The 14,524-nt window shown below is 62.9% G+C and carries 14 protein-coding genes; 13 read left to right on the forward strand and 1 reads right to left on the reverse strand.

Going from position 1 to position 14,524, the window contains the following annotated elements:
* Nucleotides 1-27: 27 nt before the first annotated feature.
* The 13 genes from C8K61_RS22870 (at nucleotide 28) to C8K61_RS22930 (ending at nucleotide 14,063) form a co-directional block, all read left to right on the forward strand.
* Nucleotides 28-1,293: a NupC/NupG family nucleoside CNT transporter gene (locus C8K61_RS22870; protein WP_108098612.1), complete on the forward strand. Its 1,266-nt coding sequence runs from the start codon at nucleotides 28-30 to the stop codon at nucleotides 1,291-1,293.
* A 30-nt stretch (nucleotides 1,294-1,323) separates the two neighbouring features.
* Nucleotides 1,324-2,100: a deoxyribose-phosphate aldolase gene (gene deoC / locus C8K61_RS22875; RefSeq protein WP_108098613.1), complete on the forward strand. Its 777-nt coding sequence runs from the start codon at nucleotides 1,324-1,326 to the stop codon at nucleotides 2,098-2,100.
* The gene (deoA, locus tag C8K61_RS22880) at nucleotides 2,100-3,422 is read left to right on the forward strand and encodes a thymidine phosphorylase (RefSeq protein WP_108098614.1); all 1,323 of its coding nucleotides are present in this window, start codon (nucleotides 2,100-2,102) and stop codon (nucleotides 3,420-3,422) included. Before deoC ends, deoA begins: the two co-directional genes overlap by 1 nt.
* The gene (locus C8K61_RS22885; protein ID WP_108098615.1) at nucleotides 3,419-4,660 is read left to right on the forward strand and encodes a phosphopentomutase; all 1,242 of its coding nucleotides are present in this window, start codon (nucleotides 3,419-3,421) and stop codon (nucleotides 4,658-4,660) included. Before deoA ends, C8K61_RS22885 begins: the two co-directional genes overlap by 4 nt.
* Nucleotide 4,661: 1 nt before the next feature.
* Complete coding sequence (gene deoD, locus C8K61_RS22890) at nucleotides 4,662-5,372, forward strand: purine-nucleoside phosphorylase (RefSeq protein WP_108098616.1); 711 nt, start codon at nucleotides 4,662-4,664, stop codon at nucleotides 5,370-5,372.
* 49 nt (nucleotides 5,373-5,421) lie between these two features.
* Nucleotides 5,422-6,405, forward strand: a complete 984-nt coding sequence (locus C8K61_RS22895) for a S1/P1 nuclease (RefSeq protein ID WP_158272535.1) — start codon at nucleotides 5,422-5,424, stop codon at nucleotides 6,403-6,405.
* A gap of 77 nt (nucleotides 6,406-6,482) precedes the next feature.
* Entirely contained in the window at nucleotides 6,483-7,574 is a 1,092-nt protein-coding gene (locus C8K61_RS22900) for an endonuclease/exonuclease/phosphatase family protein (protein WP_256589529.1), read from the forward strand.
* 9 nt (nucleotides 7,575-7,583) lie between these two features.
* Nucleotides 7,584-8,906 carry a TRZ/ATZ family hydrolase gene (locus tag C8K61_RS22905; RefSeq protein ID WP_108098618.1) on the forward strand — a complete coding sequence of 441 codons (1,323 nt, stop codon included), beginning with the start codon at nucleotides 7,584-7,586 and terminating at the stop codon, nucleotides 8,904-8,906.
* Nucleotides 8,903-9,616 carry a TetR/AcrR family transcriptional regulator gene (locus C8K61_RS22910; RefSeq protein WP_108098619.1) on the forward strand — a complete coding sequence of 238 codons (714 nt, stop codon included), beginning with the start codon at nucleotides 8,903-8,905 and terminating at the stop codon, nucleotides 9,614-9,616. The genes C8K61_RS22905 and C8K61_RS22910 overlap by 4 nt, the downstream gene beginning before the upstream one ends.
* Nucleotides 9,613-10,233 carry a TetR/AcrR family transcriptional regulator gene (locus C8K61_RS22915; protein WP_108098620.1) on the forward strand — a complete coding sequence of 207 codons (621 nt, stop codon included), beginning with the start codon at nucleotides 9,613-9,615 and terminating at the stop codon, nucleotides 10,231-10,233. The genes C8K61_RS22910 and C8K61_RS22915 overlap by 4 nt, the downstream gene beginning before the upstream one ends.
* Nucleotides 10,234-10,455: 222 nt before the next feature.
* Entirely contained in the window at nucleotides 10,456-12,123 is a 1,668-nt protein-coding gene (gene ettA, locus C8K61_RS22920) for an energy-dependent translational throttle protein EttA (protein ID WP_108098621.1), read from the forward strand.
* Between the two features lie 344 nt (nucleotides 12,124-12,467).
* A complete protein-coding gene (locus C8K61_RS22925; RefSeq protein ID WP_256589530.1) occupies nucleotides 12,468-12,872 on the forward strand; it encodes a DUF4198 domain-containing protein in 405 nt (134 codons plus the stop codon).
* 48 nt (nucleotides 12,873-12,920) lie between these two features.
* On the forward strand, nucleotides 12,921-14,063 hold the full coding sequence (locus C8K61_RS22930) for a lipase family protein (protein ID WP_108098623.1): 1,143 nt from the start codon (nucleotides 12,921-12,923) through the stop codon (nucleotides 14,061-14,063).
* 6 nt (nucleotides 14,064-14,069) lie between these two features.
* Here C8K61_RS22930 and C8K61_RS22935 read toward each other — a convergent pair whose 3' ends face one another.
* The gene (locus tag C8K61_RS22935; RefSeq protein ID WP_108098624.1) at nucleotides 14,070-14,426 is read right to left on the reverse strand and encodes a hypothetical protein; all 357 of its coding nucleotides are present in this window, start codon (nucleotides 14,424-14,426) and stop codon (nucleotides 14,070-14,072) included.
* Nucleotides 14,427-14,524: the final 98 nt, after the last annotated feature.

Here is a 14,524-nt window from a genome sequence, read left to right on the forward strand (position 1 = left end):
TAACTTTTTGTGGGGAGTCACCGGAACATGAGCCTTATCGGCATAGTTGTGCTGTTTCTGATCGCTTATGCGCTGTCTTCAGCGCGCCGCGCGATCAAGTGGCGCACGATAATCGGCGCGTTCGCTTTTCAAGTTTTCTTCGCCGCGTTTGCGCTCTATGTGCCGTGGGGGCAGAGCGTGATGGCCACCGTGTCGGACGCGGTCGCCAACCTCGAGGTGTACGGCAACCAGGGCATCAGCTTTCTGTTCGGCGGGCTGAACGACAGCGCGCTGATGCAGCAGCTGTTCGGCAATCACAGCTTCATTTTCGCCCTCAAAGTGCTGCCGCTGATCGTGTTCTTCAGCGGCCTGATGGCGGTGCTGTATTACATCGGGGTGATGGGCGTGATCATCCGCGTCTTCGGCGGCAGCCTCGGCCGTGTGCTGGGCACCAGCCGCACCGAAACCATGTCGGCGGTGGCCAATATCTTTGTCGGCACCACCGAAGCGCCGCTGGTGATTCGCCCGTTTCTGGCGCGCATGACCGAGTCCGAGCTGTTCTCGGTGATCGTCTGCGGGCTGGCCTCGGTGGCCGGCTCGGTGCTCATCGGGTACGCCATGCTCGGCATCGACATGCGCTACCTGATCGCCGCCAGTTTCATGTCGGCACCCGGTGGCCTGCTGATGGCCAAACTGATGATTCCGGAAACTGAAAAGCCCCATGACGATCCAGCCGAACACCCTGAATTCGAAGACCACGAAAAGCCGGTCAACATCATCGACGCCGCCGCCATCGGCACCGCCAATGGCCTGCAGCTGGCGCTGAATGTGGGCGCCATGTTGCTGGTGTTCATTGCGCTGATCGCCCTGCTCAACGGCATTCTTGGCTGGTGCGGTGGCCTGGTGGGCTTTCCGACCCTGAGCCTGCAGATGATCCTCGGCTACGTATTTGCCCCGCTGGCCTTCGTACTCGGCGTACCGTGGAGCGAGGCCATAGTCGCCGGCACCCTGATTGGCGAGAAGCTGGTACTCAACGAATTCGTCGCTTATGTGGATATGGCGCCGCTGATTGACCCGGTGCAGGCCGCCGCCCGTGGCGTGGCGGTACTGTCGCAGCAGACCCAGGTGATCATCACCTTCGCCCTGTGCGGGTTCGCCAACCTGTCGTCCATCGGCATCGTGCTGGGCGGCATGGGCGTAATGGCGCCGAACCGGCGCAAAGACCTGGCGCGCCTGGGCTTCAAGGCGGTGATCGCCGGCACTCTGGCTAACCTGATGAGTGCGGCGATTGCCGGCTTCTTCATCTCGATTTGAACCGTACTAGTTGATTAGTGTGAATAAGAAATGACTGATAACGATGAAAGTTACGCGCGCAGAGCGGTTGCGCTGCTGGACCTCACGTCTCTCAACGACGATGACGACGACGCTCGTATTGTTGAGCTTTGCCATAAAGCCATGACCCCGGTTGGCCCCGTTGCGGCCGTCTGTGTTTACCCGCGTTTCGTTGCCCTGGCCCGCAACACCCTCGACGCGCTCGGTGGGCAACAGGTACAGGTTGCCACCGTGACCAACTTCCCCTCCGGCGCCGAGCCGCTGGAGAACGTATTGCTGCAAACCCGCCAGGCCCTGGATGACGGCGCCGACGAAATCGACGTGGTGTACCCGTATCGCGCGCTGCTGGCCGGTGATGCCGCCAGCGGTGTGGCGCTGGTCAAGTCCTGCAAGGCGCTGTGTGCCGGCCGTGCGCTGCTCAAAGTGATTCTGGAAACCGGCGAACTGGTGGACCCGCTACTGATCCGCCGCGCCAGCCAGGACGCGATTGCCGCAGGTGCCGACTTCATCAAGACCAGCACCGGCAAGGTCAAGGTCAACGCCACGGCCGAGGCGGCCGAGATCATGCTCAACTGCATTGCCGTGGCCGGCACGGACGTCGGTTTTAAACCCGCCGGCGGGATGAAAACCCTGCCCGAGGCGCTGGTGTTTTTGTGGTTGGCTGAACGTATCAATGGCGCCGACTGGGTGTCGCCAAGGCATCTGCGTTTTGGCGCGTCGAGCTTGTTGAATGATTTGCTGCGCCGGCTTGGCGCAGCGCCTGCTGCAACCATGGAAGGAGCGTACTGATGGGCTGGTTACCGCAGGAAGTGATTCGGCGTAAACGCGACGGCAAGGTGCTCAGCGAGGCGGATATTCAGCGTTTCGTTACCGGCATCACCGACTTCAGCGTCAGCGAAGGGCAGGCGGCGGCATTTGCCATGGCGGTGTTGCTCAAGGGCATGACTGTGGAAGAACGCATTGCCCTGGCCACCGCCATGCGCGACTCCGGCCGTGTGCTCAGTTGGAACCTGCCGGGGCCGGTGGTGGATAAACACTCCACCGGCGGCATCGGCGACCTGGTCAGCCTGCCGCTGGCGCCGTTGCTGGCCGCCTGTGGCTGCTACGTGCCGATGATTTCCGGGCGCGGCCTGGGGCATACCGGTGGCACCCTGGACAAGCTCGACAGCATTCCCGGTTACGACAGCCAGCCGAGCATGGCGCGGCTGCATGAAGTGGTGGCCAGTGTCGGCTGCGCCATTATCGGCCAGACCAAAGACCTGGCCCCGGCGGACAAGCGTCTGTACGCCATTCGCGATGTGACGGCCACGGTGGAATCCATCGACCTGATCGTGGCCTCGATCCTCAGCAAGAAACTCGCCGCCGGCCTCGATGTGCTGCTGATCGATGTAAAGGTCGGTAACGGTGCCTTTATGGCCCAGCCCAGCGACGCCGCCGCGTTGGCCGAAAGCATTGTGGCCGTGGCCAACGGTGCCGGGGTGCGCACCCGCGCGCTGATCACCGACATGAGCCAACCGCTGGCCCGCTCGGCAGGCAATGCCCTGGAAGTGGAAGAAGCCATCGCCCTGCTGCAAGGCGAAGTGCGCAGCCAGCGTCTGTGGGACGTGACCCTGGCCCTGGCCGAGCAAACCCTGTTGTGTGCAGGCCTGGCCAGCAGTGCCGAACTGGCCCGTGAGCAAGTACTCGCGGCCTGGCAAAGCGGCGCCGCGTTGCAGCGCTTTGCCGAGATGGTCAAAGCCCTCGGCGGCCCGGCCGATCTGGTCGAGCGTCCGGACAACTACCTGCCGGCCGCGCCCGTGGTGATGCCGGTGTATGCGCCGTTCGACGGCATTGTGCAAAGCATCGACACCCGCGCCGTGGGCCTGGCGGTGGTCAGCCTCGGCGGTGGCCGCCGAGGCCCCCAAGACAGCATCGACCCGGCCGTGGGCCTTAGCCAGCTGACCTTTGTCGGTGAAACCGTTGGGCCGAATCGGCCGCTGGCGCTGGTGCATGCCCGTGACCTGGCCCAAGCCGAACAAGCGGCGGCAGCGGTACAAGCCGCTTATGTGATTGCCAGCGAACCGCACGTTGCCGAGACACTGTTCTCTGGTCTGTGCCTGGAGCCCGCATGAAACGCGCCTTGCTGCTGGTACTCGACTCCTTCGGCATCGGCGCCAGCGCCGATGCCGAGCGCTTCGGCGATGCCGGGGCCAACACCTTGCTGCATATCGCCGAGGCCTGTGCCCGCGGTGAGGCCGATAACGGTCTGCGCCATGGTCCGTTGCACCTGCCGAACCTGGCCCGTCTTGGTCTTGGCCAGGCCGCACTGCTCAGCGCCGGTACGTTGCCGCCGGGCTTTAGTGCCGACACGCCCATCGACGGCGCGTATGGCTATGCCCGCGAACTCTCCAGCGGCAAGGACACGCCATCCGGGCACTGGGAAATGGCCGGTGTGCCGGTGTTGTTCGAGTGGGGTTATTTCGCCGAGCGCAGCAACAGCTTTCCGCCTGAACTGCTCGCGGCGTTGATCGAGCAGGGTGAGCTGCCGGGCATTCTCGGCAACTGCCATGCCTCGGGCACCACCATTCTCGAACAGCTCGGTGACGAGCATGTAGCGAGCGGCAAACCGATTCTCTACACCTCGGCCGACAGCGTGTTGCAGATTGCGGCCCACGAAGAGCACTTCGGCCTGGAGCGTTTACTGGCGCTGTGCGAAATCGCCCGTGAACTGTGCGACCCGTACAACATCGGTCGGGTGATTGCCCGACCGTTTCGCGGCGACAGCCCGAGCACTTACACGCGTACCGGCAACCGCCGCGACTACGCCGTGCCGCCGCCAGCCGCCACCGTACTCGACCGCCTGTGCGCGGCCGGCGGTCAGGTGTTTGCGGTGGGCAAGATCGGCGACATCTTCGCCCACCAGGGCATCAGCAAGCTCTACAAGGCCGACGGCAACCATGCGTTGTTCGACGCCACCTTGCAGGCCCTGCACGAGGCGCCGGCCAACACCCTGGTGTTCAGCAACTTCGTCGACTTCGACATGCTCTACGGCCACCGCCGCGATATCGCCGGTTATGCCGCTGCGCTGGAAGCCTTCGATGTGCGCCTGCCCGAACTGCTGGCGCAGATGCAGCCGGGCGACCTGCTGATGCTGGCCGCCGACCACGGCTGCGACCCCAGCACGCCGGGCAGTGATCACACCCGCGAACATATTCCCGTGCTTGCCTGGGGCCATGGCGTAAGCGCCGGCAGCCTCGGCGAGCGCGAAACCTTTGCCGATATCGGCCAGACCCTGGCCGAGTTTTTCGGGCTGCCGTCGTGCTCCCACGGACGGTCTTTTCTTTCCCCTTCTTTCAGTGGACGTACCTGAGATGCCTACTCCCCATATCGCCGCCCAGCCGGGCGATTTCGCTGAAACCGTACTGATGCCCGGCGACCCGCTGCGCGCCAAGATGCTCGCCGACACCTACCTGAGCGAAGTGGTGCAGGTAAACGGGGTGCGCAACATGCTCGGCTACACCGGCCTGTACCAGGGCCAGCGCATCTCGGTGATGGGCTCCGGCATGGGCATTCCGTCGGTGTCGATCTACGCCCATGAGTTGTTCAGCCAGTACGGCGTCGAACGCATCATCCGCGTCGGCAGCTGCGGTGCTACCCAGCCCCACGTCAAGCTGCATGACCTGGTGATCGGCATGGGCGCCAGCACCGATTCGGCGGTGAACCGCAAGCGCCTGAGCGGCTTCGACTTCGCCGCCATTGCCGATTACCGCCTGCTCGAACGTGTGGTGCAACGCGCCGATGCCAGTGGCCAGTCGGTACACGTGGGCAATGTGTTTTCCGCCGACCTGTTCTACGAGCCAGACCCGGCGCTGTTCGAGCGGATGACCAAGATGGGCATCCTCGCTGTGGAAATGGAAGCGGCCGGCTTGTATGGCGTGGCCGCCGAGCTGGGTAAGCAGGCGCTCACCGTGCTGACCGTCAGCGACCACATCCTCAGCGGTGAAAAGCTCAGCGCCGAAGCGCGCCAACAAGACTTCCACGCCATGTTGCAGTTGATCCTCAACGCGCTGTGCGCCAACTGATTTCGCTGCGGAGGCGCTGATGCGCCGCCGCCACAAGGAGACTGTGAACATGAGTGCAAGCAAGACCTTACGTAACGGCCTGCTGTTGGTGGCCGGCCTGTGGGCTGGCCAGGTATTGGCCTGGGGCCAGCAAGGCACGGCGCTGGTGGGCGAGTTGGCGCAGCGTCAACTCACCCCGGAGGCCAAGGCCGAAGCCGGGCGCCTGCTGGGCTTGATCAAACAAAGTGATTTCTCGGTAGTCGCCAACTGGGCCGGCAACCTCGACCAGAGCCCGCAGACCCAACCGCTGTGGGAGAAAACCAAGAACGAGCGCCTGGTGATCTACAAGGCCGACGACTGCGCCTACCAGCCGCCGCGCGATTGCCCGGATGGCGTTTGCACAGTGGCCGCCATCGAACGCAACCGCGCGGCACTGGCCGATCCCAAGGCGCCGAATCAGGCGCGTCTGATGGCGCTGCTGTTCCTGATTCATCACGCCGCCGATGCCAGCTCGCCGCTGAACAACAGCTTCAAGGACGACAAAGGCGGCTACGACTTTGCCGTCAAGGCTGGCGGCAAAACCTACAACCTGCGCCAGGTGTGGGACGACTTCCTTCTCGGCGACGCCAAGTTGAACGTCAAAGCCTACGCCGACAAGCTGCAAGGCGACCTGCCGAAGCTGGATTCCGACAAGCCTGCGCAGTGGTCGCAGCAAGCCTGCCTGATCGTGCGCGACGGCGGCATCTACCCGGAAAAGGCCGCCGCCAAACGCAAGCTGCCGAACAAGAAGTCACTCGGCGACGACGATGACGACGGCGGCGTCGACTACCAGGCGAAGAACCTTGAGTACAACCGCACCGGCAAGGACTACAGCCGTGGCGACAAGCTGGTCGACGATGGCCAGAAAACCAGCAAAGGCAACGGCAGCGGTGGCATCGACGCCGAGTACATAAAGACCTTTGTGCCGGTGGCTGAACAGCAGATCGAACTGGCCTCGGTGCGCCTGGCGAACCTGCTTAACGCCGCGCTGGTCGCCGGTCGCCCGGCGCCGTAACACCTACACCACGACTAACCTCCGGCCGGTTTTTTCGGCCGGCTTACCCCCTTTTTGCCCGCTGAAAGTGAGCCGCCATGAAGCCATCGTGCCTGCGTCCCCTGTCGTTGCTGGTTGCCCTCGGGCTGGCCGGCTGCATGTCTACCCCGACACCCATCGTCACCGAGCAACGGGTGTCACTGCTGACCTACAACGTCGAAAACCTGTTCGACACCGTGCATGACCAGGGCAAGGACGACTTCGCCTACCTGCCGCTGAGCGAAAAGAAGGCCCACCCGGAATACCTCGCCACCTGCGCGAAAATCAGCGTGCCGGCCTGGCGTGACGAGTGCGAGAAAACCGACTGGACCGACGCCAAGCTGAGCGAAAAACTCACCCGCCTGGCGGACGTGATCGGCCAGATCGACAACGGCCGCGGCCCGGACATTCTGCTGCTCGATGAAGTGGAGAACCGCCACGTCATCGAGATGCTCAACACCCGCCTGCCCAAGGCCGACTACCAGACCCGCGTGCTGCTTGAAGGCTTTGACGAGCGCGGCATCGACACCGCCGTGCTGAGCCGTCTGCCGCAGTGGGACAAACCGATTCTGCACAAGGTGCCGTACCAGAACGAAAACGGCGACAGCTCCGACAAGACCGGCAAAACCCGCGGCATTCTCGAAGTGCGCCTGCTGCTGCCAGGTGGCCAGAAAGCCTCGATTTTCGCCGTGCACCTGCCCTCCGGCGGCGGCCCCGGCTACCTGCGCCGGCAGGCGGCGGAATACCTCGCCGTGCTCAAGGCCGAGTTGCCCAGCGATGTGCTGCCGATTGTCGGCGGTGATTTCAATATCAATGCCGGCGAAGAAAAAGAGCACGGCTATATCGCCAACATTCTCGCCAGCGACTGGAGCGTTTCGCACCTGATCGGCTGCGCCGACTGCAAGGGCAGTTACTACTACCACCAGCTTCGCCAGTGGTCGTTTTTCGACATTCTGCTGTTCCCGCAAGAGATGACCGACGGTGGCTTCAATGGCTGGAAAGTCGACCCAGCAAGCATCCATCTGGCCAAACAGAGCCGCTACCAGGTGAACAAGTGGGGCTCGCCGGCGCGCTTTGAAGACGGCAAGTTCGCCGAGGGCGTGTCCGACCACTGGCCGCTGTACGCGGAAATCCACCTTAGCCACCCCTAGGAGAACGCCATGAGCGACGACCTTTACCAGCTCATTCTGCTGCCGACCTGGCTGGTGCCGGTCGAACCCGCCGGCGTGGTGCTGCTTGACCATGGCCTGGCCATCCGCGACGGGCGTATCGCCCGCATCGCCCCGCGCGCCGAACTGCTCGCCTTGGCGGCCAGCGAAGTGCGTGAGTTGCCGGGCATGTTGCTGGCACCCGGGCTGATCAACACCCACGGCCATGCGGCCATGAGCCTGTTCCGTGGCCTGGCCGACGACCTGCCGCTGGATACCTGGCTGCACGACCATATCTGGCCAGCGGAGAAAACCTGGGTCGACGCCGACTTCGTGCGCGACGGCACTGCGCTGGCAATTGCCGAGCAGGTGAAGGGCGGCATTACCTGTTTCTCCGACATGTACTTCTACCCGGAAGTGGTCGCCGAGCTGGTGGAAGCCACCGGCATGCGCGCGCAGATCACCATCCCGGTGCTGGACTTCCCTGTGCCCGGCGCCGTCGATATCGAGGCCGCCTTGTGCGAAGGCCTGCCGCTGTTCGAACAGCTGCGCCACCACCCGCGCATCCGCATGGCCTTCGGCCCGCACGCGCCCTACACCGTGGGCGACGCCAATATGCTGCGGGTGCGTGACCTGGCCAGGGAGTTCGGCGCCGGCATTCAGATGCACGTGCACGAAACGGCGGCGGAAGTCAGTGCCGCCGTGCAGGAGACGGGCGAGCGACCATTGGCGCGGATCGCCCGGCTGGGCTTGCTGGGCCCGCACTTTCAAGCGGTGCATATGACCCAGATCGATGCCAGCGACATTGCCCTGCTGCAAGCAAGCGGCGCCCATGTGCTGCATTGCCCCGAGTCCAACCTGAAACTGGCCAGCGGTTTTTGCCCGGTGGAGCAGCTGTGGCAGGCGGGCATCAACGTCGCCATCGGCACCGACGGCGCCGCCAGCAACAACGACCTCGACCTGCTTGGCGAAACCCGCACGGCCGCGTTGCTGGCCAAAGCCGTCAGCGGCTCGGCCACCGCCTTGAGCGCACACAATGCGCTACGCATGGCCACCCTTAATGGCGCACGAGCGCTGGGGTTGGGCGAGGAGGTGGGCTCACTGGAAGTGGGCAAGGCGGCCGACCTGGTCGCTTTCGACCTGTCCGGCCTAGCCCAGCAACCGTTGTATGACCCGGTGTCGCAACTGATCTACGCCAGCAACCGCGATTGCGTGCGCCATGTGTGGGTGGCCGGTGAACAGCTGCTCGACGAGCGCCGCCTGCTGCGCCAGGACGAGGCTCAGTTGCTGGCCACGGCCCAGGCCTGGCAAGTACGGCTGGCGCCAACGCCATGAGCAGCCTGACGCCGCGCGGTGGCGGGCGAGTGCGTCAGAACAACGAGGCGCTGATTCTGGCTGCCGCTGAAGAAACCTTCGCCGAATACGGCTACAAAGGCGCGAGCATGGGCCTCATCGCCCAGCGCGCCGGGCTGCCCAAAGCCAATCTGCATTACTACTTCGGCAGCAAGCTGGCGCTTTACAAGACGGTACTGGGGCAGATTCTGGTGCTGTGGAAAAACAGCCTGGACAGCTTCAGCAGTACGGACGAGCCGGGAGAAGCGCTGGCGCGTTATATCCGTGACGAGCTCGACTTCGCCTGGCGCAACCCCATTGCTTCCAAGGTGTTCGCCATGGAAGTGATCAGTGGCGGTGCCTGCCTCCAAGCGATGCTCAACGACGGCTTTGCGGACTGGTTTGCCGGGCGCGCTGCGGTATTCAGTGCCTGGACGGCAGCAGGGAAAATGGCTGAGGTCGACCCGCTGCCACTGACCTTTCTGCTGTGGTCGAGCACCCGCCAGTACGCCGAATTCGCCGCGCAAATCGGCGCCATCTTCCAACCCCGCCGCCCGGAAGGGCAGGGCCTTGATGCGATCGGCGCGAACCTCACTGCAATTATCTTGAAAGGCTGTGGCGTAAAGGCTGTCAGAGCGCGTCAGAGGCTGGCGAATCCTAGCCAATTTTCGAGTAATCTTGCCGCCACTGGGGCCAGGTTGAGAATGGAATGACTAACCACAAGATCAAGATCCGGCGCAAAAACGTCGAGAAAATCCTTCTGGCCGCCGAGCAGGTATTTGCCGAACAAGGCCATGCCGGCACCTCCATGTCCGATATCGCCAAACGCGCCGACCTGCCGCGCTCCAATCTGCACTACTACTTCACCACCAAAGACGAGCTGTACCGCGAGGTGCTGGTCAATCTGCTCAGCGTCTGGGAGCTGGAAGGCGCCTGCTTTGTGCACTTCGACGATCCGCGTGTGGTGCTGACCAGTTACGTGCGCGAGAAGATGACCCACTCGCGCACTCGCCCGCACGGCTCCAAGCTGTGGGCCAACGAAATCATGCATGGCGCGCCGCTGTTCCGCGACATCCTCGACGAGCACCTGTTTGCTGGCGCCAAGTTCAAAGAGAACAAGATTCGCCAGTGGGTTGAAGAAAAGAAGATTCGCCCGGTGGAGCCGTTCGCGCTGCTTTACCTGATCTGGGCCTCGACGCAGCACTACGCCGACTTCGACTATCAGGTGACCGCGCTCAACGGCCACCAACCGCTGAGCGACCAGCAGTTCGAGCAGGCGGTGCAAACCATTACCGCCGTAGTGCTGCGCGGCATCGGCCTGGAGCCGTAAGCCGCCGTCAGGGCGTGCGCGGGTTTGCCCCGGCCGGCACATTCCGGTAGCTTTGCCGCACGCGCGTGGCGCCCATAGCCTCAATGCATTCTGCGCAGGCTTGGCGCCCGCCCAAGCAGTGACGATGTTCAGTGGCTAAGCTGACCTACTCACTGTTGCGCCTACGTCCATCGGCGTAGGCCTCCCTTATCAAGTCATCTTTCTATAGAAGCTGGGTTCCTCATGGCTCAATACGTCTACACCATGCATCGGCTGGGCAAAGTAGTGCCGCCGAAGCGGGAAATCCTGAAAAACATTTCGCTGTCTTTTTTCCCTGGCGCCAAGATCGGCGTGCTCGGCCTCAACGGCTCGGGTAAATCCACCTTGCTGAAAATCATGGCTGGCGTGGACACCGAGTTCAACGGTGAAGCCCGCGCCATGCCCGACCTGAACATCGGCTACCTGCCGCAAGAGCCGCAGCTCGACCCGGAAAAGACCGTGCGTGAAGTGGTCGAAGAGGCCGTTAGCGTGATCAAGAACGCCCAGGCCCGCCTGGACGAGGTATACGCCGCCTACGCCGAACCGGACGCCGACTTCGACGCCCTGGCCGCCGAGCAAGGCAAGCTGGAAGCCATTCTGCAAGCCTCCGACGGCCACAACCTTGAGCGCCAACTGGAAGTCGCCGCCGATGCGCTGCGCCTGCCGGCCTGGGATGCCAAGGTGGTGCACCTCTCCGGTGGTGAAAAACGCCGCGTGGCCCTCTGCCGTCTGCTGCTGTCCGCGCCGGACATGCTGCTGCTCGACGAACCCACCAACCACCTGGACGCCGACTCGGTGGCCTGGCTGGAGCACTTCCTGCACGACTTCCCGGGCACTGTGGTCGCGATCACGCACGACCGCTACTTCCTCGACAACGTTGCCGGCTGGATTCTGGAACTCGACCGCGGCGCCGGTATCCCGTACGAAGGCAACTACTCGGGCTGGCTGGAAGCCAAGTCCGACCGCTTGGCGCAAGAGTCCAAGCAGCAGTCGGCGCACGAGAAGGCCATGAAAGAAGAACTGGAGTGGGTGCGCAAAGGCGCCAAAGCCCGCCAGTCGAAATCCAAGGCCCGTCTGCAACGCTTCGAAGAAATGCAATCGCAGGAATTCCAGAAACGCAGCGAAACCAACGAAATCTACATCCCGGCTGGCCCGCGTCTGGGCGACAAAGTCATCGACTTCGTCAACGTCAGCAAGGGCTACGGCGACCGCGCGCTGATCGACAACCTGTCGTTCAGCATGCCCAAAGGCGCCATCGTCGGCGTGATCGGCGGTAACGGTGCCGGTAAATCGACCCTGTTCCGCATGTTGATGGGCAAGGAAACCCCGGACTCGGGCAGCATCGAAATCGGTGAAACCGTCAAGCTGGCCTGCGTGGACCAGAGCCGTGACGACCTCGACGGCAACAAGACCGTATGGGAAATGGTTTCCGACGGCTCCGACATGATCAAGATCGGCAACTACGAGGTGCCATCGCGTACCTACGTAGGCCGCTTCAACTTCAAAGGCGGCGACCAGCAGAAATTCGTCAAGGACCTCTCCGGTGGTGAGCGTGGCCGCTTGCACCTGGCGTTGACCCTGAAAGAGGGCGCCAACGTGCTGCTGCTCGACGAACCGTCCAACGACCTTGACGTGGAAACCCTGCGTTCACTCGAAGAAGCCCTGCTGGACTTCCCTGGTGCCGCCATTGTGATCTCCCACGATCGGTGGTTCCTGGACCGCGTGGCGACCCACATCCTGGCGTACGAAGACGACTCGCAAGCGGTCTTCTTCGAAGGCAACTACACCGAGTACGAAGCCGACCGCAAAAAACGCCTCGGCGATGCCGCTGCCCAGCCGCACCGCGTACGGCACAAGAAGCTGGCGCAGTAAGCGCTGGTGTGAAGCAAAAAAAAACGGAGCCTCAGGGCTCCGTTTTTTATTGCGTAGGAGCGACCTTGGTCGCGAACCCTGGAAACGACATACGCGATCAACGTATGCAGGGTTGAAACATGACACAGGTCCAACTCTGGCGATCTGTTCATCGCCCCGGCACGAACCTGCTTCAGCCCTTGGATATACTCCGGGCCTGCCTGCGCGCCGGATCGTTTTGCCGTGTGTGTGGTCAGAGGCGTTTGCGTGCCGCCGCCGGCACGGTCGAGAGGGATCTACACATGAGTCGCATGGCAACTCCGTTGGCACTGCTTCTATTGGGACTATTGGTACAGGGACACGCAATGGCATTTTCCAAAACGCTGTATCTGTTTTCAGAGGTGAACGGCATCGTTCTGCTCGATGGTAAACCCGTGCAAGGGGTCGAAGTTGATCAGGAGTACCACTGGCATTGGAAGGATGAGAAGGCCAGACGAGTCACCACCACCGACGCCCAAGGGCGCTTCCATTTTCCGCCGATCACCGGCAAATCCCTCACCGCTGCGCTCCCGCACGAGCCTGTCGTCGAGCAGCGTATGCGCCTGTATTACCAGGGCAAGGAATACCAGGGTTGGTATCAGTCCAAGCACAACTACGACGATCTCGGCGAGTTGAATGGCCGGCCGATGAACCTGGTGTGCGATCTGAATGATGAGCCCGCGCCGCACCCGGAAATAGGCAGTTCCGGTATCTGTGTGCTGCAAAAGTAATCGCGCTGTTTTTACCCACAGAGTTTCAGAGCCAGAAGGGAATCAGGTTTGAGTTCTTTATCGCCTAAACAAGCGGCAGCCATTGCCACCCACGTCTACACCGCCCGCGACATGGTCGCCCCCGACGTTCTGCAATTGAGTGCAGATGGTATGGGCCTCAACGGTGTGTTCGATTTCAAAACCGCACAACTTGCCACCGGCACCAGCGGTGCCATCGCCCGCAAAACCACCGGCTTCACCTATGGGGCCGAAGGCATGGGCACTCGCCAGGGTGAGGTGGTGCTGGCGTTTCGCGGCACCGACATCCTTCAGGACTGGCTCACCGATGGTAACTGCGGTGTGCAGCAGGGCCCGAGCGCCTGGCTGGTGCATGCCGGTTTCAATGAAACCTTCAAGTCGTTCCGCGAAGACCTTGACCGCTATATGCGCGGGCGCAAGCCCAGCATCATCCACTGCGTCGGCCATAGCCTGGGCGGTGCGCTGGCGACCTTGGCGGCGGACCATCTCAGTCAGGCCGGGGTCGGTGGCGTCAAGCTCTACACCTTTGGCTCGCCGCGCGTCGGCGTCGCCGGGTTCGCCCGCAACCTGACCAGCAAGCTGGGGGTGGAGAACATCCACCGTGTGTACCACCTGGCCGACCCGGTCAGCATGGTGCCTATCTTCCCCTTTGCCCACGCGCCGGACGATGGCCCGGTCTGCCAGTTGCCCTGGGGCAGCTCGTTCTCCTTCGACGCCCACAAGATGGCCAACTACCGGCAATCCATCGGCGACGCCAGCTGGACGGGGTTGCGCCGGGTGCAGCAGACCTCGCTGGAGCGCGATGTACAGGCCTGGCTGAAAAACGCCAACGGCAGTGTATTGATGCTCTCGGCGACCTCGTTGCAGATGATCTCCAAGGCCATGCAGTACCTGTTGGGCAAAGCCCTGGGCGTGGCGGCGGGGACGGTGGTAACAGTGGGGATGACGGTACTGGACCAGATTGCCGGTTTGTTGGTCAGCGGCGCGAATGCTTGCAAGGCGCTGGGGGATTCGTTGCACAGCCTGATTGTGCAGATATTCCGCTTTCTCGGTCGCCCACTGCCCAGCGCGGCCAACCTGACGGTCGCCTTCCTGCGCTGGGTGCTGGAGTTGTTAAGCACTACGGTGATCAATCTGGCGCGTCGTGCTATCGACGTCGGCATGCGCCTGTAAGGCGAACTAGCGGGAGCGCAGGGCCTTGGCCATGGCCTGGTCGGTGTCGTGCTCCCACTTCTCATCGCGGTCGCTGTTGCGCTGTTCTTCGTAGGCGCGCAGCTGCGCACTTTCCATCTCGGCCTGGCATTGGCGGAAACCGTCGCTCCAGCCTTCGGCGTATTGGGCGTCTTTCAGGTAGCGCGGTACGTCTTTCTTGAAACCGCCGGTCATGGCGCCCGCCGCCTGGCGACCGCTGCCGCAGCCATCGGTGTAACCGGCGGCGAAGGGTTCCGGGTAGCCCTGGGCGACCAGGTAGTCGTAACTGCCTTGGCAGGCAGCAAGCAGGGCGAGGATGGGGATTAACAACAGAAAGGGGCGCACGGGTTATCTCCGGGTGGCGGATGGAGAAAGTGTGCGCGGGCTGTTGTGAGAAAAACGTCAAATTGGTGTAACGCCGGTGTTGGGCAACAAAGCACGGC

Source organism: Pseudomonas sp. GV071 (assembly GCF_003050835.1).
GTDB lineage: Bacteria > Pseudomonadota > Gammaproteobacteria > Pseudomonadales > Pseudomonadaceae > Aquipseudomonas.